Here is a 19,935-nt window from a genome sequence, read left to right as displayed (position 1 = left end):
CTATTAAAGGCTGTAGAATGAAACATTCTACAGCCTTTTTTTATTGTATTCATACGGGACAAATCACACCACATAGACTAATAATGTATGCCTAAAGCGTAAGGGGGATAAACATGAATAACCTTCCAGCTCATGCAAAGCTTAAAGCAAATAAGGATACTTTCTTCCTCCCCGATTCAAACGGGGGTGTTTACTTTCGAAATAACTCCAGTTCATTCCGTATGGATGGTGATGGAATTTATGACTGGATTGAGAAATTAATGCCTATGTTTAACGGTAATCATTCTTTGACAGAAATAACTGATGGTCTCCCTCTCCCCTATCAAAATCGAGTATTTGAAATTGGAGAGATTTTATATGAAAATGGTTTCGTTCGTGATGTAAGCCAAGATGCTCCCCACGAATTAAACAGTGCATTACTCGACAGATACGCTTCGCAAATTGAGTTTTTAGAAGCTGATTCCCATTCAGGCGCTTTAAAATTCGAAAGGTACCGCGCAGCAAATGTGCTTATAATTGGTTCTGGCGATATGCTTACTTCCCTAGTTTCTTCTTTATTAGAATCTGGTTTACCTACATTTCATTATCTTGTTACAGATCGTGCTGAAACAAACTACGATCGAATTCATGAACTAAGCGAACGTGCATATGCAAATGATGACAATGTACTTATTCAAGAAATAGATATTGCAATTGATCGCCCTTTGCATGAAGTATTCGAGCCTTTCGACTGGATTTTATACGTTTCCCAAAATGGAGATATTGAGAGTTTAAGAGCAATCCATACTATTTGTAGAGAGTTTAGGAAAAATTTCATACCAGCTATTTGCTTATCAAGAATTGGTTTAGCTGGACCCGTCGTAACCGCAGACCGTGAAGAATGCTGGGAATCAGCTTGGCATCGTCTACACGAAACTACTTTACAAAGTGAAAATCCACCTGAACCTTTCTCACCAATTGCATCTGCTATGTTAGCAAATGTTATCGTTTTTGAGTTATTTAAACATGTCGCTGAAGGTTCACACAGGCAGCATAATCCTCAATTCTTTTTATTAAACTTGGAAACACTTGAAGGAAAGTGGCACCCTTTCATAAAACATCTTCTCGCAACCGATGAAATCTTTACAATTGACACAGTGCAAAATCTTCAAGAAAACCTTGCCCACCGTTCCGGACAATATACTTCAACTGAACTTTTTCGTTTTTTTGATACGTTAACTTCTAAAGAAACTGGCATATTCCACATGTGGGATGAACAAGATTTACACCAATTGCCTTTATCACAGTGCTATATTCAAGTTGCAAACCCATTATCAGATGGACCTACCTCTCCCCTTCCTACTATAACTTGCGGTGGATTAACTCATAATGAAGCACGCCGCGAAGCTGGTTTAACAGGAGTTGAAACATATGTAGCTGAAATGATTCATCGTCTTATCCCCGAACATACTGATATCGGTATTGGTGCTGGGGAAACGATGACAGAAGGTGTATACCGAGCACTACAAAAACATTTAAATAATAAGTTATGTGAACGCCAATCACATATGCTAGAAGAGATTACAGAGCTTGATTTAACCGGAATTCATGATAAACATTGTAGGTTTTATTACGATGCTCTCTCTGCAATTCATGAAATACCTAAAGTAGGAATGAGTGAGGAATTACTTGGTTTTCCTGTCGTTTGGATCGGTATTAATGATAGATGGTATGGTGCGGCAAATATTAATATAACACTCGCGTTAAGAAATGCCCTGCAACAAGCACTCCTTCATATTCAAAATGAAGAGATTCCTTATAAAGCTAATATGTTACCGGAATCATCCATTGTTTTATATAGTACGGATTCTGTTAGAGTAGCAATACAAGAAGAGGAAGAAATTCCGGGCGTACAGTCTTTACAAGTTGCTTTGCAAAATTTAACGGAAAACAACTTTTATCCATTCGTTTTTGATTTAGCTATTGAGTCATTTTTAAGAGACAACTTAGACGGTGTATATGGGGTATTAATTGCAAAGGAGGATGACCAATGACTCAAAACATATTACTTATAGGAGATGGCCTACTCACAGACTATGTACATGAGCAATTGTGTAAGCAATATTCACTCATCCGCCAGCATACCATTCCAGAAATTCTCCCTGAAAACATTCATCTTGCTCTCGTCTTACATGACGGGTCTCCTTCTTCCGTACATCATGATGCTGAGCTTATCTTTCGCTCAAATAATATTCCGTGGCTTCGCGCGTTTACTTCGTTTGGTGAAGGTATTATCGGTCCTTACGTTCAGCCTCTTACAACTGGATGTTCCCACTGCGCTGATGGACGCCGGTTTATAGCTGGCTTTGATCAAAAAGAAATGTGGGAACTACAACGGAAATATGCATTAAAAGCAGATAACGTGACGAGGCGTGATGTACGCGCCACCCAAAATGGAATGTTACAAATGTGCCAGCTCATTCATGCTGAAACAGAGAAGATATTAACTAACAAACATTCTTCTATAGACAATGAACTCATTTTATTGGACTTACAAACGTTACAATGTACCCGGCATTCGTTTCTTCCAGACCCTCTTTGTCCGGTATGCAGCAATTTGTCTGACGATACAGCAGATGCAGCGCAAATTTCTTTACAACCAAGTTTGAAAACGAGTACTGAAACGTATCGCTGTCGTTCCATTCATGAGCTAAACACATTTTTAACGAGAGACTATTTAGATTACCGGACTGGTATTTTAAACGGCCAAATGCAACATTCTTTATTACCGTTTTCTGATGTTATTATAAACATGCCATTACTGTTCGGCAATGAAGGTGTCGCGGGCCGAACTCATTCATTCGCACTTAGTGAAGCAACTGCTATTTTAGAAGGTTTAGAAAGATATTGCGGTATGTCGCCGCGCGGGAAAAAGTCAAATGTGCATGGTAGTTTTCATGAGCTAGAGCATATTGCACTGAACCCCCTCACACTCGGTGTGCATACAATTGAACATTACAATCGTGATACTTGTCCATTTAAGCCGTTTGATCCTGATTATGAGCAAAACTGGGTATGGGGATACTCTTTATCACAAAGCCAGCCACTTTTAGTTCCAGAATCAATCGCTTATTATAGCCTCGGTCATCGAGATGCTTTCGTATATGAAACATCAAATGGATGTGCAATTGGTGGTAGTTTAGAAGAGGCAATTTTTCACGGCATTTTAGAAATTGTAGAGCGTGACGCCTTTTTGCTCACTTGGTATGCCGAATTACCTCTTCCCCGCCTTGATCTTAGTTCAGCAGAGGATACGGAATTACAATTAATGATCCAGCGGTTACGCACGATCACCGGGTATGAATTACATGTTTTTAACGCAACGATGGAACACGGCATCCCTAGCCTATGGGTCATCGCAAAAAATACGCGTGAAAATGGAATGAACGTTGTTTGTGCAGGAGGCTCTCATTTAGACCCAATCCGAGCTCTAAAGAGTGCAATTCATGAAATAGCAGGCATGTTACTTATAGCAGACGAAGAGCTCGATCAAAAAAGAGAGTATTACGAAAACTGCTTACAAGATCCTTACCTCGTTAATAAAATGGAAGATCATAGTATGCTGTACGGATTGAAAGAAGCGGAAGAACGTCTTCACTTCCTTTTACGTGAAGATGCTCCGGTGCAAACGTTCCAAGAAATGAATGCATTACAATCATTTGATATGGATTTAACATCTGATCTTCATCAACTTTTAAACCGGCTACATCAATCTAGACTTGAAGTAATCGTTGTAGATCAAACGGTCCCCCTTATAGAAAAGAACGGCTTACATTGTGTAAAAGTCATTATTCCAGGCATGTTACCGATGACGTTCGGTCACCATCTCACTCGGGTTACAGGACTAGATAGAGTGTATACCGTACCGATGACACTTGGATATAGGGCTGAGCCTTTAACGAATGAAAGTTTAAATCCACATCCGCATCCGTTTCCATAATTCATAGTGAGGGGGAAATTTGATGCAACTGGATACTTTTTTACATCATCTCCATTTTTCTATTAATGAAATTATGTCGTCCGATAAAGAGATTGATTGGGAAGACGCACCACTTCCTTATAAATTATATCGAAATTTACCAGTCATCCCTCTCTCTTTAGAAATCCCATTAACTTTGCGGAATTCTTCTACTAAACCTAACTTAGAGGAAATCGGTCATTATCTTTGGTACTCATTTGGTTTAACACAATTATGTCAGCCTACCACTAACCTAGAAAATAATAAAACAACGACTCTATTTCGAAGATTCATCCCTTCTGGGGGTGCTTTATATCCAAATGAATTATATATGTATTTAAAAATTGATCATTATCCAGATGGCATTTACCATTACGACGCCGCACATCACCGTCTTATCTTACTTCGCGAAGGAAATTTCGATTCTTATCTTACAGAAGCACTCGGCAATCGTTGTAACATTCATTCTTGTTTTGGTGCTGCATTCGTATCCACTATGTTTTGGAAAAACTTCTTTAAATACAATAACTTTTCGTATCGTCTGCAAGGATTAGATAGCGGTGTTCTCATCGGTCAATTACTTGAATGTGCAAAACAATTTGGTTATACAAATGGTGTATATTTTCAGTTTCTAGACCGGGCAATGAATCATTTACTTGGACTGTCAGAAGGTGCAGAAAGTGTGTATGCTGTTATTCCTTTACGTACAGAACCGAATACAGATTGGTTTCACGACGATCATCGTGAAAATAAAACCGTTACTTCTCATGACTTACTGCAGCAAATCCCGCCGTTAACACATGAGCATTTCGTTCGTTCAAAACATGTAGATGACTATCCGATGATAAAAAAAATAAACGCGGCATCTATGATTGAATCGACAGAACACTTCCAAACATTTACCTGTGAAGAACGACAACAATATAGTCCACATGCTGTACAGCTACCTAAAGTGGAACGTTTATCATATGATTTTTTACAACTTTGTAAAAAACGATATTCACCTGATTCTGACTTTATTTTAACGAAATGGGATGCAGCCGAGCTCGCTACTCTACTCCAAGCAGCGAGCCTCTCCTTCCCTTATTACAACGATCTTGATGGAAATTCTTTAAATGAAAGCGCACGAGTCTCATTATATGGATGTTTTTATAACGTAAAAGACATAGAAAACGGCGCTTACGCTTATAACAGTAGGACACATTCCATACAGCCACTTCGGTACGGAGACCTTCGTTATCCGCTTCAATCTAGTATGACGATGGATAACGTCAATCTTTTTCAAGTACCACTTTGTCTACATGTAATCGGAAATAAAGATTACTATAAAAGTAAATTAGGTTATAGAGGATATCGAATTCATCAAATGGAAGCTGGCATGCTCGTTCATAGACTCGTTTTAGCTGCGACCGCTATGGGGATGGGTGGGCATCCGTTACTAAGTTTTGATACAAATTCATGCGATCAATTGTACGGGATTGATGCCGGAAATGAAACTTCACTCATTCAAATTCCGGTTGGGGCGTATCGAGCGCGAAATTGGCTAAAAGGGTCCTTGCATAATTAGAAGCACGCCGGTAGACGGCGTGCTTTTTTTAGAGGAGTTAAATTATTAAAAGCGAAATAAATACATATTCTTATATAAAAGGAGAGTTTGAATTGAGTATTTTACAACAATTAATCGAGCAAGCGAAAAATCCTCGCGGGACAATTGGTTCCTCTATGCTTTGCATTATGAATGCTGCGCATACGAGACTAACAAATTGGGCTTTACAAAAAATACATATACGTGAAGATGCAGTTATTTTAGATATCGGTTGCGGAGGTGGGAAAACAATACATAGCCTTTCAAGACTAACTCCCCACGGAAAAATATACGGCATTGACTATTCAGAACAAGCTGTTGAAAACTCAAAGAAAACCAATATGAAGGATGTAAAAACAGAAAAAATAATCATTCATCAGGCAAGCGTGTCCTCGATTCCATACACTACAAACTTCTTCGATCTCATTACTGCCTTTCAAACTCATTACTTTTGGCCTGATGTTGAGAATGATATGAAAGAAGTATTTCGCGTCTTAAAACCGAACGGATCCTTTTTACTAGTCGCTGAAACTTTCAAAATTCAATATCATATGGATAAATTTAAGACGACCGAAGAATTAGTAAACCTTTTTTATAAGACGGGATTTACAAGCGTGAAATGTTACGAAGAAAGAGGGTGCCTTTGCGTAATAGGAAATAAGTAAAAAAGCAGACCATTAGGGGTCTGCTTTTTACTAGATTAATTTAAAAATACTCTTAATTTGTCTTGCAAATAACCAATTTTTCGTGCCGTAGTTATCATTCAGACTATCTAAACTGATAGATTGTCCGTTAGCAAACTTTAATTCTAACGTTGTATTTTTATCATTTGTTTTTAAGTTACTATTTGTAATATCATCATACTTTAATTTTCCAATCTCAATATACTCTTCCTTCTCTTCTCCGATAACGACGTGATCTTGAAAGAAGAACAATACTTCTACTTTCTTACCGAAACAAAATACATTTTTCGTATAAATTAATGTCGCGTTATCAAGTCCGACACAGACTTCTTTCATCTCTTCAACAACGTTTCCTAAGTCTTCTTCGTTTCTTGTATTTGATTCAGCAATCCATTCTTCGATTGTATTCATGTTAATTGCCATACTGTGCCCCCTGGTTCGTTCATTGCTTTATTAAAAAATAAATACTATATGACAATATAAGCGATACGTACTATGTTTTCAAGGGTGAACGGTATATTCGAAATAAAGTGAAACTTTATTTATTCCCCTTTAACGAAAAAAATAGCACTTAAAAAGTGCTATTCCGCTCGCCTTGCTGCTTGTTGAATTGGATCCCAAACGCTGTTATATGGTGGTGCGTAACTTAAATCAACATCTTCTAAATCGTGAATGCTCATTTTATTGAAAAGTGCCATTGCGATAACATCAATACGTTTATCTACACCTTCTTCTCCAATTACTTGTCCGCCTAATAATTGTTTCGTATCGGCGTGATATAGTAATTTCAAGTGAAGTGGCGAAGCACTTGGATAATAGCCCGCCATATTTGTTGAATCTACTTTGACCGTCTTATACGGGATGTTTAGCCCTTTCGCTTCTTTTTCATTTAAGCCTGTTCTTGCGAGCGTCAGATTCATAAATTTAATAATGCCTGTACCTAACGTACCTTTAAATGCTCTTCGTTTATCAACCATATTGAGTCCGGCAAGTCGCCCTTGTTTATTCGCAGTCGTTCCAAGCGGGATATGGTCATGCATTTCCTTTATTACATGGTAATGCGTTGCACAATCCCCTGCTGCATATACGTCTTGTACATTCGTTTGCATATAAGCATTTACTTCAATTGCACCTTTAGGATTTTTACGTATATTTGTCCCTTCAAGAAAATCAGTATTTGACTGTACACCGACAGATACTAAAACGAGATCTGTTTTATACGTACCTTTATCTGTTTCAATTTGTTCGACTCTTTCTTTTCCTTTAAACGCTTTTACATTCTCATTTGTTAAAATTTCAATATTATGTTTGTCTGCTTCTTTATGTATATATTCCGCCATATCAGCATCATAAATTGTGCCAATATGATCGTTTCGCTCAATCATTCTTACTTTCTTACCAAGTTCGACGAATGTTTCTGCCATCTCTAGACCAATCGCACCACCGCCAATAATCGTTACGTGCTCAACGCTATTTGTTTGTAATGTGTCTACTATACGCTCAGCATCCGGAATTGTTTTTAAAAGATGAACACCTTGTAAATCTTTACCTTCCCAATCCGGCATAACAGGGCGTACGCCAGTCGCAATTAATAAACGGTCATATGAAAATTCAAATACATCTTTCGTCTTCGTATGTACTGCATATACAATTTTCTTTTCTGTGTCTACTTTCGTTACTTCATGACGCACTTTCGCATCAATTCCATATTTATCACGAAACGTTTTTACATCGCGTGCAATTAACTTTTCAGTAGAGGCGATAACACCACTAATCACATACGGTAATCCGCACTGAGCGTATGAATAGATTTCACCTTTTTCTAACGTTACAACATTTGCAGTTTCATCGTTTCTAACAATTTGCATTGCTGCACTCATACCTGCTGCATCTCCGCCAATAATGACATAGTTCACTTTACCACTCCTTCTTTTTTACATACTCTTTACGATTTCCATATTTTATAGAAATAACACCTACTTCCATTGTAAAGAAAGAGAATTTAATCTACAAATTTGGTACACAAGACTATGTGTTACTAGGTATCCGTCGTGTCTTATAAACAAGATGTTTAATATGCTATAACAGTTATAATTGAAAGTAGGTGAAATATACATGTGCGCAGGCCTTCTCGCCCAGCTTCCAGAGGAACCGCAAGAACCGAAAGCCGCCATGCCACTTGACCAAGAATTTTCCATTAACGCAACACTTTATAGTGCTCGCGCTTGGTTATCTAATGATGAGACTTTCGCACAAACTATTTGGAAAGGCTCTCGCTTCGCTTCAGCATCACACGCTGGCAAGTCCATCTTACCAATCGGTACTGTTAAAATTTTGAACTTATCTGATGATACAATAACAGTTACTGCATCATCAGAATCAGATGATGCCCTCAAAATAGTCGTACCGCCTCGTTCTGAAGGTGTTTTAACATCTAGTGCATTATCTGATGTGCAAGCTAGTACATCAGGAGGAGCAAGTAAAGTCACATTCCTCTTTCACATCTTTTTCTCAAGGGATCCCGGTCCAGCTAAACAACCATAGAAAAGGTACAGTAATATACACTGTACCTTTTTCATGCACTCTATTCTCTTGATTTAATCAGTTCAACATTATAAGATTCCACACTCGTTAACGTTCCCGTAAAATACGGATTTTCTCTATACCAAGACTGTTTTGAAAAGTACGCTTGCATATCTTTCATTTGAAAAATATGTCCATGTCTTGCGTATATTTCATTTCTAGCAATTTTCAACTGTTCTTTCGATAAATATGTTAAATCCGCACTCGTTAATTTTCGAATATCACTATCAGGGAAGATGAAACCATTATATACATAATGAGTAGTAGGCGGCGGAGTAACATTGTAAACAACTGTTTTTTCTACACTTTTCTTTTGAAATGGAAGATTATAAGCCGACAGTGCCGTTACCGTTTCTACCTTGGTCGTTTCCCTTCCGTTTTCTCCATTTCGTTCTAAATAAATCGCCGCACTTCCATCAGTCGCTACCGGTCCCCACATAATTCCTTCTCCGGTCAACGCAGTAACTGGCTTTTGATTCACGTACAATGTTGCACCAGGCGCATTCGTTTGAACTGTAATATATTGCCCTTGCAGTGTTAAATCTATCGTTACATTATTTTGACTTTGTTTCATAAGTACAACCTTTTCCTCACGTGATAGTTTTACATAGTCATTTTTATATTCCGCTTGAAATACTTGAGTTCCTGGAAGAAACGGTCCATATTGCTTCTCAAACTTTTTGTCATTTGTCTTATCAATTTCTTTCCCGTTCATTTTTAAAAATGTGCCTTTTTCATTTGTAAGCAGAGTCGTATAATACGTCTTCGCTTTCAATATATACCGATCAAATATAAAGAAATACTTCCCGTCTTTCGTTAAAGAAAAATCTGCTCTTTCAATTCCGTCCCCTTGTTTTTCACCTTGCCTCAAATATTCTTTCAATTCATTCACGTAAGATGGATTTTCTTTTATATATGAAAATAGAGGCGTTAAACTCTCTCTCGTTACAATAACGGCTGGATCATCTGCCCTGATGATCTCGGCTAATTTCTCCCCGTCCTTCTCTTGTAAAACAGTAATCATCCGGTCTACTTGTGCCGCCTGCTTATAATACGATGATCCATACAAATACAATCCAATAATAGCTATAACAAGTAGTGCTAAAAGTGTAATGCCGACTTTTGTACCGCCACTCATTTTCTTCTTTACTACAGGGTTCCCCCTCTTCGTCCCGCAATTTTGACAAAATTGCACACCGTCTTCAAAATGAGTCCCGCACTTTGTGCATACATTCATCCGTTCAACCACCTTTTCGTTAGAAGCCAGTTAATCCCCCAGTAAAGGTTTGAATTATCGTGTTAATGTAAGACCAAAACACAATAAACGTTGCAATTCCGATTAAAAAATTTGCGATAATAAGTGTGTAAACAGGATCTAATCCGCCGTTGTCTAGTTTTAATATAGCTACAATTATACTAATTACCATATACGTTGTAGCTATCCATAGTAATATTGGTAAGAAAAAGATTAATAAGAAACTAAAAAGAAAAGAAAGAACTAGTATAGCAATAGCTGGCGTCGCTATCGTCCCCCATATGCCGAATGCTTCAAGAAAAGAAAAAGATGATTTCATCATCTTACCACTTACAAAAATAATAAATCCGACAAATAAAGTTAAAATTAATAAAAAGAAAAAGACCATTACAGATTCTCCAAAGAAAGTAGGAGTAGATACATCTGGCACTAATGTCCTCGTAACAGTCGCCGCTGTGCTCATCATTCTATAAAAAATACATGCTCCTAAAAAGCAAATAAGCACAAGACTTACAATTCCATTTCGCACTTCAATATTTCCACTTTCCATAATGGCCGATGGTGATTTAAAAGCATTTTTAAAGAACTGAAAATAGCCACTTGCAAATTGTTTCGCTTGCTCTACTGTTTCATTTGGGCGAGTTTCCTTTACTTGTGCCGCGCTCGATAGTTGCCCTTCTTCCTGCACACCACTTACTACTACTTCTTCCGATAACGAATGTCCACAATTCCCGCAAAACTTTGCTTCCGCTGCATTTTCTGTTTGACACGCCGTACATTTCATTCTCTCATCCCTCCTTAAGCATATACCTTATAGGGTGTTACAAATTCAATATATGACTTTGTACATAAAACATGACTACAAGAAAAAGAATATGAAATCCTTCTTTTAAACGAAACTATGCGTGCTAGTAATATAGAAAAATAATGTTATTATGAAACAGAGCAACTAACATTTTTAACAGATTGGATGAAGACAGTGGAATTTGTAAACTCGATTTTTCAAACACTCCTTACAAGCGTGATCCAATTATTTTCTTTAATTGGTGTCATCATTGTAATTGGATTTATATTAGGTTATTTAGAATCTCTCACACGAACGTATTGGTCGAGAGCTTTCGGAAGGAAAGGCTTTCTTTTGACTGCATGGATTGGTGTCCCTATTCATGAACTTGGACATGCAATTATGTGTCTATTATTTCGTCATAAAATTGTAGCAACGCAGTTCTTCCCAACAGATACAAGTCAGGGAGCTTTAGGTTACGTACAACATCAATACAATCAAAAAAGCATATATCAACGAATCGGTAATTTCTTTATCGGCATCGGCCCTATTATTTCTGGTATTACTGCCTTAATACTTTTAATGCGCTATTTCGTACCAGAGTCATATTCTTTATTTAATACGACTCTTGAAACAACAATTGCAGCGACTTCTATTAACTTAGACATGATCCAAAACATGTTTTTATCAACATTCTTTTTATTAAAGAGCTTGTTTACAATGAGCAATTTATTAACCCCTTCTTTTTGGTTATTTTTATTTATAGCTATTTGTATTTCCGCACATATTGCTTTAAGTAAACCAGACATTAAAGGATCAATAGACGGCGTCATCGTAATGTTTATCATGTTATTTTTATTCAATATAATTGCAGGACTTTTTCAGTACGACAGTAACCAACTCATCGGCAAAATGATGAAATATAATATGTATCTCATTGCATTTTCTAGTGTGGCGCTACTTTTCTCTTGTATTTCTACACTTGTGAGTTTTGGGTTTTATAAAATGAGAGGAGGACGTTCGTTGTGAACGTCCTCTTCTCTCCTTAAATAATTATTTATCAGCTTTAATAAGTTATTGAATCGGAATAGGTGGTCCAATTTTTTTGTTTTCTTTCCCCGAATACGGTACAAGTGAATATTTTCCCACCGCTACATTTATTCCATCAAATCTACTAAAAGAAATACCGCCATCTTCATTCGATATAACCACCTCTTTAAATGTATGTGCTTCCCCAGATTCTGATTCGATTTTAAAATAAATATCTTCATTTGTACTTTGTGTCACATCATAATAAATCGTTGTGGAAATCGGCGTAGAAACTACTTTGTTAACAGTTACTTTATTGCCATCGTATAAAGCAATTGTTTCATTTAAATCAAACGTCCGCTTCTCTTTCATCAACTGAGCTTGTGATACTTCAATAGCAAATATCCATGGTTGCTCAATTACAGTATCCCTGTTGAATGTATCATAAGTAATTTCGATTTGAAGTGCATCAGTTTGTGGCATTTCACTTAACTCGATACCACCGTAAATTGTAAACATAGAATCATTTACTGCAATTGATTGTGCATCCTTTGTATTAGAAAAGTCACGCCCATTTATTCGTACCTGTGGAATTAAATATGTTTGATAATCAAATTTCACACCCTTCGCTGGCTCAAATGTTGAACTGATGAATAATTTATTGTCATCCACTAATACCTCATTTAACGTCAGTTTACCGTATTTATTTTCAGCAGTTTTCCCAATAGCCGTTTTATAGGGAGAATAGTCAAGTGGTTGCTGTTTATCAATATATTTTTCAATCAATCCCGCAATAAATGGCATATTTGCTAAAGATGTTTGTCCAAGTGGCACTGTAATACTGACAATTAACATGCAAGCTGCTGCGACTCCGAACCATTTTTTTGTTTTTTTATTTTTGCGTAGCTTATTTTTCACACGTTTTTCCCACTGCTTTTCCTCTATTTTGGTTAAGGGAGTCTCCTCAAACTCTGTGATGTCCAACTGAATATCATTTAACTCTTTATAAATAGACATGCCCTCACACTCCATTTTTAAAAATAAAAATCTGTTTGAGCTTTTTTCGTCCGCGTGACAGTTTGTTATGAATCCATGACTCTTTCACATTAAGGTGGGATGCAATTTCACGAGACGGTACACCTTCTAAATAATACTTTTCAAAAATGTTACGCTCTGTTGCTGACAACTCACTAAGCAATTCCTGTACGTCTAAGAAGTCATTTTGTTTTCTTTGTTCTTGATACAGACGATCATTAATCTCTGTACAGACAGTTTGTTGCTGATTTCTCGCATTTTTCCGCTGATAATCAATTGCTCGATATTTAGCAATGGCTGCTATCCATTGTTTAAACGTATTTTTACTTGAATCAAATGAATCGATATGAAACCAAATGGCTAATAATACATCATCTAAGCATTCTTCATAATCTTGCTGATTACTCTGTACATATCTTTTAATAATCACGCTTAGTAAACCGCCGTATGTTTGAATAATAAACGTAACGCTTTTCTCATTACGCTTTTTAATTTGTTGCACAACATTTTCTTCCGTTATCTTCAAAGGTAGACCTCCTTGTCCTGCTAATTGGGTACCTACTTTCTAATACGAATAAAAATCAATAACCCTATCACCATTTTTTAATATTACAAACATAATTTCATCACTATATATCTTGTATACAATGAGAAGAGCTAGTCCATTTTGAACTAGCTCTTCTCATCAGTTATTTCTCTTATAATCACAACGCTCAACCGGCACACGAGCATGCCCTTCTTCATCGGTACACCATGACTGTGACTGAAAGGCAAGAAAAATACCAATCCACTCTTCCTTCTTCTCAAAGTGAATCAATATCCCACCGTCTTGCCATTTGCCATCATCACCTTTCCATTTCTCTACATTCCCTTGATTCATATGAATATCGTGTATACCGTTTCCAGGTTTGAAATGAAAGTAAGAATCGGGTGTATTTTCTTCTGGTCCCCATCTTTCGCCAAACGCATAAATAATCGCTTTTTCCTCTTTTGCTCGTTTTATATAACGTTCAATCATTTCATTTAAATCATTATCAACTCCTGCTTTTTCAGCAGGTAAAGGAATCATTTGCTTCGAATCAAATAAATTACCTCTTACATAATCTAAAGCCACTTTCGGATCGTTATTTTTCACTTCTGTAAACCCAAACGGTAATGTCGGTAAAATATGAATCGCCTCTGACCGAATATTGTTACTCGCAAAATATAAAACTTCCGACGGATAGCTTTGCGATTTCACGTTAATTGCAATGCGATAATCTACTCCTGCTTCATCTTGTAAATGAACTTGATAATGAGGTGTTTTGCCTTTTCCAATCTTAGATTGTATAACTGTACCTTTTAATACACCGTAGTTTTTTAAGGGCATACCTTTCATCTCCTATTCATTTAGTAGAAGCTGTTCATACTTAAGGCATTATCCATATAAAAAGAAAATCCTCCTTTGCCAGGAGGATTTTTTATTTTTCCCCGCATTAACGGGCAGTAAGACTCCCACCAAAAAATCTAACTGGAGCCTAACTGCCCATAAAAGCCCGATTGGTGAAGCTAATAATTAGTGGGGATGAAAAACACTCCCCACTAATTAAAGTTTCACTTTATCAACATATACCAAAAAATCACCTCTACCACTACAAGTAACACCGCACCAAAAATCATTAACGTCGTCTTCTTTAGTAGTTCGTTTTCACGATACGGAATATTACATAAATAAGCACCAAGTGTAATCCGTGATGGGCAAGCAATTGTCGCTACTGATGATGCGGTGTTTTGAAGTGTTGTGACGTATTGCCACGGAAGTGCTACGTTTTGTGCTGTTTGCATTTGGAGTTTAATAAACATCGCATTTGATCCTGCATTACTACCTGTTAAAAAGCCGCCAATTCCGCCAATGAATGGAGCAACGAAAACGAAAAAGGTGCCAAATGTTTCACCAGCTGTCTTTGCGAGCAATGAATGCATACCAGATGCCCCCATTAGCTCTGAAATCGCAATAAACATTGTCGTTGTAATTGCGAATGGAATCCATTGTTTTATCGTTTGCGAGAGTGATTGTTTAATAATATTAGATGGAATACGGAAGAAAATGATTGTAAATAAACAAGTCATGGCGAGCCAAAACCCTGGCGAATATAGTAGCTCTAGTTTGTAAGAATATGATTTTAAATCGAGAACTGCATATGACCTGAGCAGATCATGTAATGCTGGAACGAGGCGAGAAAGTAAAATACAAACCGTTAAAAAAATATAAGGGCTAATAATTTTTATAATGGATACTTCTCTCTCCGTAGCCGCCGCATGTTCTGTTAAAAGGTTTTGCTCATCTTTTCCTTTTAATTTAATAATTAAAAAACCAAATGTAATGGTAACGATAGAACTTAATATCCCTGCTAGTTCAACACTTACGTATGCGTTAGAAAGATAGATTCCAAGAGAAAATAATAGAAAGAATCCTATCCCTTCCTTCCACTTTTCTATAACTGCCTGAAAGCCACCGACAACGTATAAAGAAAGGATGATAAAGTATGCGAAAATCGGGATGCTTAATAATGCTGTATTTGTGCCAAGAGTCGTGAGTGGCATGTTAATAAGCTGAGAACCGATAATCGTACCCGTTGCCATCGCGCCCCATGAACTTGCAAGTAAACCGATAAACGAAAGTAGTACAGCTTGAAAAGGTTTGTAACCGAGAGAAAGAAAAATAGGTGCTGCGACCATAAAACCAATTCCGAACCCACTTACTGATTCAATAAGTGGACAAATTCCAAAACACATAAGAAGCATTTGTAATAATCGATCGCGCGTGACTTGTTCTAGAAATCTCGCTACTTGATCGATGTATCCCATTTTGTTCATGAGGTGAAATAAAAAAATACCGAAAAACAAAACGTATCCAACAATAAAACAAATTAACCAACCTTTAATCGTTGCATGTACAGTTTCACTTATCCCTAACCGAAATGTTGGCGAGAGTAAAACAATTCCAACAGAAACGGCATAAGAAATTAATGAGGATCTTAATGACGTTTGTTTAAATAAAAATAAACAAATGAAAATCATCATAATTGGGATAAGTGCCAACAATATGGCCATGTTATCATCTCATTTCGTTAAAAATACAATTTTTAACTATTATATAACAGATAACACGATTTTCAATTATTTTTAAAACAGATTAAAAAAAGAGCCAAACAGCTCTTTTTTTGGATCAATCCCATTTTCTTTTATCCTGAAAAACCGTCTGCTGTCCGATTATTTTGTCTAACACAACAAACACAATATAAGCACATATTACTTGCAATACAATATTCCCAAGTTTTATTAATTCAAATGAATGGATCCATTGGAATAATTCATTTAATAATACAATCGAAACGATACTAAATAATTCTATACTAACCGAAAATATACATACTTCGAAAATAGATTGCTCTTGAATCCGATTTAGGTTAGAGAAGATGAATAAGTACCCTAGAAACAGAGCTAGTAATTCTATTTTCGTCATGCTAATGAGCCAAGCGTATAGTGGTACGGTTAAAAGAAGATATAATAGTTTCCGTCTTAGCATGCCTTCTCACCTCTAAATTATAAGTGTTTTCTGTATATTTTAACACTTTTCACATAAAAGAAACAGAAGAGACTTATGCCTCTTCTGTTTCTTTTACTGCATGTATTAACTCACATATTTCTTCGTGCTTTTCATTTTCTAATAGCTCAATGACTTTACTTCCAACGACAACACCGTCACATATTGTAATCATTTCTTCTATTTGCTCTCGTGTTGAAATACCGAATCCTGCAACAACTGGTAAGTGAACGTGTGATTTTACTTTTTCTAAGTAACTATGAATTTCGTTTTTAAAGTTTTGACGTACTCCTGTTACGCCCGCTACTGTAACGGCGTAAACGAATCCTTGTGATTCACTCGTAATTTTCTTGATTCGTTCAATTGGGCTTGTTACAGTTACGAGTGGAATTAAAGCTATTTTCGCCTCACGTAGAAGCGGCGCAATAATATGTTGTTCTTCATACGGTAAGTCTGGGACGATAATGCCATCCACACCTGCTTCAAGACAGCTCTCGATGAAACGTTCTTTTCCGAATGCTAGTACTGGATTTAAATATGTCATGAGTACAAATGGAATTTGAACTTCTTGCCTCACTTCTGCTAATGCATGAAAAATCCCTTTTAATGTTACACCGCTATCTAGCGCACGTTTTCCTGCTCTTTGAATAGTTGGACCGTCTGCGACTGGATCTGAAAACGGAATACCGATTTCAACGATGCTTGCTCCTGCTTCATCTAGAAAACGGATTCTTTCTTTTAACTTTTCAAGTCCACCATCTCCGCCCATTACGTACGGAATAAATGCTTTCTTGCCATTTTCAAACGCTGCTTTAATTTTTTCTACTCCCATTTTTTACACCTCTCCCATATAACGTTTTATACTCTCTACATCTTTATCACCGCGGCCAGATAAGCAAATGACAAGACCTTCGTCTTTCTTCATTTTCGGCGCTAATTTTAAAGCGTATGCGACAGCATGTGAGCTTTCTAATGCCGGGATAATCCCTTCTTTTTTCGTTAATAATTGAAACGCGTCTAACGCTTCGTCATCTGTGATTGAATGATAAGAAACGCGTCCAATATCTTTTAGTAAACTATGTTCCGGCCCAACACCTGGATAATCTAGTCCAGCTGAAATAGAGTGTGCTTCTTGAATTTGTCCTTCTTCATTTTGCAGAAGATACATCATCGATCCGTGTAAAACACCGACGCTTCCTTTCGTTAAAGTCGCCGCGTGCTTTTCTGTATGAACACCTTTTCCAGCTGCTTCTACGCCGTAAAGGGCAACTTCTTCATCGTGTACGAACGGATAAAACATTCCCATTGCATTACTACCACCACCAATACAAGCAACGACTGCTTCTGGTAATTTTCCTTCTAACGCTTCGTATTGCTTTTTCGTTTCTTTCCCAATTACACTTTGGAAATCACGAACAATTTGCGGAAATGGATGTGGTCCGAGAACTGATCCCATAATGTAGTGCGTATCGTGTACATGTGAAACCCAGTAACGAAGCGCCTCGTTCACCGCATCTTTTAACGTGCCGCTACCTGCCGCTACGCTTTCTACTTTTGCTCCGAGTAATTCCATTCGGAACACGTTTAATTTTTGTCGTCTCACATCTTCTTCTCCCATAAAGATGACGCATTCTAAACCGAGAAGGGCACATACAGTAGCTGTTGCAACTCCGTGTTGTCCTGCTCCTGTTTCAGCGACAACTTTCTTCTTACCCATTCTTACCGCAAGAAGTGCCTGACCGATTGTATTGTTAATTTTATGAGCTCCCGTATGGTTCAAATCTTCACGCTTTAAATAAATCTTTGCTCCGCCGCAATACTTCGTCATATTTTCAGCGAAATAAAGCGGTGTTTCTCTTCCAACATACGTTTGTAAATAATGATTTAATTCCTTTTGAAACGCTTCGTCTTGCATCGCTTCTTTATACGCTTCTTCTAGCTCTAGTACGGATTGCATTAACGTTTCTGGAACGTATCGTCCTCCGTATATACCGTAATGACCTTTTTCATCTGGATATGCATAGTTCATTTGGAACACTCCTTCGCTTTTTTAATAAATTGTTTTATTTTCTCCAAATCTTTCTTTCCTTCTGTCTCTACCCCGCTACTCACATCGACCATATATGGCTGAACGGTTTGAATGGCTTCTTCTATATTAATGACGTTTAATCCGCCAGCTAATATCGTTTTCTCTCGCAACTCGTTTGGCATATGCTCAAGTAATTCCCATGAGAATGTCCTTCCATTTCCTCCGTAAAACTTTTCTTTCGGGCTATCAAATAACAGATAATCTGTTTCGTATTTTTTCGCATGTTCAATATCTTTCTCTAAAGCTACTCCTAACGCTTTTATAGACGGAATATTCAATCTCCTGATTTGATGGTTGTCTTCATCCCCATGTAGTTGCACATGCGTTAACCCGCACTCCTCTGCAATTTTCTGGATCACTTCTACCGATTCATTTACGAAAACACCGACCTTGAAAACGTGTGCTGGAATTTCCCCAATAATTTCTTTCGCTTGCCCTGGAGTGATTTGGCGTTTACTTTCTGCAAAAACGAATCCGATTGCATCTGCTCCGTATTCGCAAGCTCTTTTCGCTGTTTCAACATCAGTAATACCGCAAATCTTCACTTTCATATTTTCACCTTGCATTCATCGAAAAAGCTACTAATAGAAGACGTTGTCATAAGTGCTTCACCAACTAATACACCTTTTGCACCAGCTCGTTTGACGCGAATAATATCTTCTTTTGAATGAATACCACTTTCACTAATCCAAAGCAGATTTTCCTCATTCAGTCGTTTTCCGAGTTTTTCAGTTTGGCTTAAATCTACTTCAAACGTTTTTAAATTACGGTTATTAATTCCGATAACGTGCGGATTTAATCGGGTTGCAATTTCTAATTCCTGTTCATCATGAACTTCAACTATCGCTTCTAATCCCATTTCTAGTACGTAGTTATAAAGCTCTTTTAATTTCTCTTTTGACAATGCTGCAACGATTAATAAAATAAGATCTGCACCAGCTTCATAAGCTCTATCAATTTGAATCTTATCAATTATAAAATCTTTACATAAAAGCGGAATGTTACTTTCTGCTCTTGCAGTTTGTAAGTCGTGAAACGATCCTTTAAAAAATTGACCGTCTGTTAAAACAGAAACCGCTCCAGCGCCGCATTCTTCATATGTTTTAACTTGTTTTGGTACATCAACGTGTAAATTAATATCGCCTTTTGATGGAGACGCTCGCTTTACCTCGGCGATTACAGTAAACTGCTCTAAAGCTTTTACAAGTGAGTGTGTTTTCCTTTTTTCTTTCACTGGTGAATATGTTTCATATAACTCCGCAACTTCTACTTTCTTCTGCTCTACAATTTTGTCTAAAATCGTCCCCAC

General features: G+C 37.2%; 19 protein-coding genes. 6 read left to right on the top strand and 13 right to left on the bottom strand.

Going from position 1 to position 19,935, the window contains the following annotated elements:
* Positions 1–113 precede the first annotated feature (113 nt).
* From MHB76_RS06300 to MHB76_RS06285, 4 genes are all read left to right on the top strand, one after another.
* Entirely contained in the window at positions 114–2,033 is a 1,920-nt protein-coding gene (locus MHB76_RS06300) for a putative thiazole-containing bacteriocin maturation protein (protein WP_078173288.1), read from the top strand.
* A complete protein-coding gene (locus MHB76_RS06295; RefSeq protein ID WP_002158825.1) occupies positions 2,030–3,979 on the top strand; it encodes a TOMM precursor leader peptide-binding protein in 1,950 nt (649 codons plus the stop codon). The genes MHB76_RS06300 and MHB76_RS06295 overlap by 4 nt, the downstream gene beginning before the upstream one ends.
* 22 nt (positions 3,980–4,001) lie before the next feature.
* The gene (locus MHB76_RS06290) at positions 4,002–5,564 is read left to right on the top strand and encodes a SagB family peptide dehydrogenase (RefSeq protein WP_078173289.1); all 1,563 of its coding nucleotides are present in this window, start codon (positions 4,002–4,004) and stop codon (positions 5,562–5,564) included.
* Between the two features lie 92 nt (positions 5,565–5,656).
* On the top strand, positions 5,657–6,247 hold the full coding sequence (locus tag MHB76_RS06285) for a class I SAM-dependent methyltransferase (protein ID WP_002158829.1): 591 nt from the start codon (positions 5,657–5,659) through the stop codon (positions 6,245–6,247).
* 30 nt (positions 6,248–6,277) lie between these two features.
* Here MHB76_RS06285 and MHB76_RS06280 read toward each other — a convergent pair whose 3' ends face one another.
* Together MHB76_RS06280 and MHB76_RS06275 are read right to left on the bottom strand one after the other, a co-directional pair.
* Complete coding sequence (locus tag MHB76_RS06280) at positions 6,278–6,688, bottom strand: DUF3908 family protein (RefSeq protein ID WP_078173290.1); 411 nt, start codon at positions 6,686–6,688, stop codon at positions 6,278–6,280.
* 158 nt (positions 6,689–6,846) lie between these two features.
* Complete coding sequence (locus MHB76_RS06275; protein ID WP_016104210.1) at positions 6,847–8,181, bottom strand: FAD-dependent oxidoreductase; 1,335 nt, start codon at positions 8,179–8,181, stop codon at positions 6,847–6,849.
* Positions 8,182–8,380: 199 nt separating this feature from the next.
* Here MHB76_RS06275 and MHB76_RS06270 point away from each other — a divergent pair, with 199 nt between their 5' ends.
* Positions 8,381–8,809, top strand: coding sequence for a hypothetical protein (locus MHB76_RS06270; RefSeq protein WP_078173291.1), 429 nt, complete (start codon positions 8,381–8,383; stop codon positions 8,807–8,809).
* Between the two features lie 40 nt (positions 8,810–8,849).
* Here MHB76_RS06270 and MHB76_RS06265 read toward each other — a convergent pair whose 3' ends face one another.
* Together MHB76_RS06265 and MHB76_RS06260 are read right to left on the bottom strand one after the other, a co-directional pair.
* A complete protein-coding gene (locus tag MHB76_RS06265; protein ID WP_078173292.1) occupies positions 8,850–10,085 on the bottom strand; it encodes a TcaA 3rd/4th domain-containing protein in 1,236 nt (411 codons plus the stop codon).
* Positions 10,086–10,104: 19 nt separating this feature from the next.
* Positions 10,105–10,887, bottom strand: a complete 783-nt coding sequence (locus MHB76_RS06260; protein ID WP_078173293.1) for a zinc ribbon domain-containing protein — start codon at positions 10,885–10,887, stop codon at positions 10,105–10,107.
* Between the two features lie 195 nt (positions 10,888–11,082).
* Between MHB76_RS06260 and MHB76_RS06255 the strand changes: the two genes are divergently transcribed.
* A complete protein-coding gene (locus tag MHB76_RS06255) occupies positions 11,083–11,916 on the top strand; it encodes a hypothetical protein (protein WP_078173294.1) in 834 nt (277 codons plus the stop codon).
* A 45-nt stretch (positions 11,917–11,961) separates the two neighbouring features.
* Here MHB76_RS06255 and MHB76_RS06250 read toward each other — a convergent pair whose 3' ends face one another.
* The 9 genes from MHB76_RS06250 to trpC form a co-directional block, all read right to left on the bottom strand.
* The gene (locus MHB76_RS06250; RefSeq protein WP_078173295.1) at positions 11,962–12,933 is read right to left on the bottom strand and encodes a DUF4179 domain-containing protein; all 972 of its coding nucleotides are present in this window, start codon (positions 12,931–12,933) and stop codon (positions 11,962–11,964) included.
* A 4-nt stretch (positions 12,934–12,937) separates the two neighbouring features.
* Positions 12,938–13,477 (bottom strand): sigma-70 family RNA polymerase sigma factor, encoded by a 540-nt coding sequence (locus tag MHB76_RS06245; protein WP_002202739.1) that lies wholly within the window; start codon positions 13,475–13,477, stop codon positions 12,938–12,940.
* Positions 13,478–13,636: 159 nt separating this feature from the next.
* A complete protein-coding gene (locus tag MHB76_RS06240) occupies positions 13,637–14,320 on the bottom strand; it encodes a DUF2278 family protein (protein ID WP_078173296.1) in 684 nt (227 codons plus the stop codon).
* Positions 14,321–14,544: 224 nt separating this feature from the next.
* Positions 14,545–16,044, bottom strand: a complete 1,500-nt coding sequence (locus MHB76_RS06235) for an L-lactate permease (RefSeq protein WP_002158841.1) — start codon at positions 16,042–16,044, stop codon at positions 14,545–14,547.
* A 115-nt stretch (positions 16,045–16,159) separates the two neighbouring features.
* On the bottom strand, positions 16,160–16,519 hold the full coding sequence (locus MHB76_RS06230) for a DUF4029 domain-containing protein (protein WP_078173297.1): 360 nt from the start codon (positions 16,517–16,519) through the stop codon (positions 16,160–16,162).
* A 73-nt stretch (positions 16,520–16,592) separates the two neighbouring features.
* Complete coding sequence (gene trpA, locus MHB76_RS06225; protein ID WP_078173298.1) at positions 16,593–17,369, bottom strand: tryptophan synthase subunit alpha; 777 nt, start codon at positions 17,367–17,369, stop codon at positions 16,593–16,595.
* 3 nt (positions 17,370–17,372) lie between these two features.
* Positions 17,373–18,566, bottom strand: a complete 1,194-nt coding sequence (gene trpB, locus MHB76_RS06220; protein WP_002158844.1) for a tryptophan synthase subunit beta — start codon at positions 18,564–18,566, stop codon at positions 17,373–17,375.
* Positions 18,563–19,177, bottom strand: a complete 615-nt coding sequence (locus MHB76_RS06215) for a phosphoribosylanthranilate isomerase (RefSeq protein WP_078173300.1) — start codon at positions 19,175–19,177, stop codon at positions 18,563–18,565. Before MHB76_RS06215 ends, trpB begins: the two co-directional genes overlap by 4 nt.
* A complete protein-coding gene (gene trpC / locus MHB76_RS06210; protein ID WP_078173301.1) occupies positions 19,174–19,935 on the bottom strand; it encodes an indole-3-glycerol phosphate synthase TrpC in 762 nt (253 codons plus the stop codon). Before trpC ends, MHB76_RS06215 begins: the two co-directional genes overlap by 4 nt.

This window comes from Bacillus sp. FSL M7-1345 (assembly GCF_038006985.1).
Lineage (GTDB): Bacteria > Bacillota > Bacilli > Bacillales > Bacillaceae_G > Bacillus_A > Bacillus_A cereus_U.
This window is presented reverse-complemented; position numbering and strand designations above follow the sequence as displayed.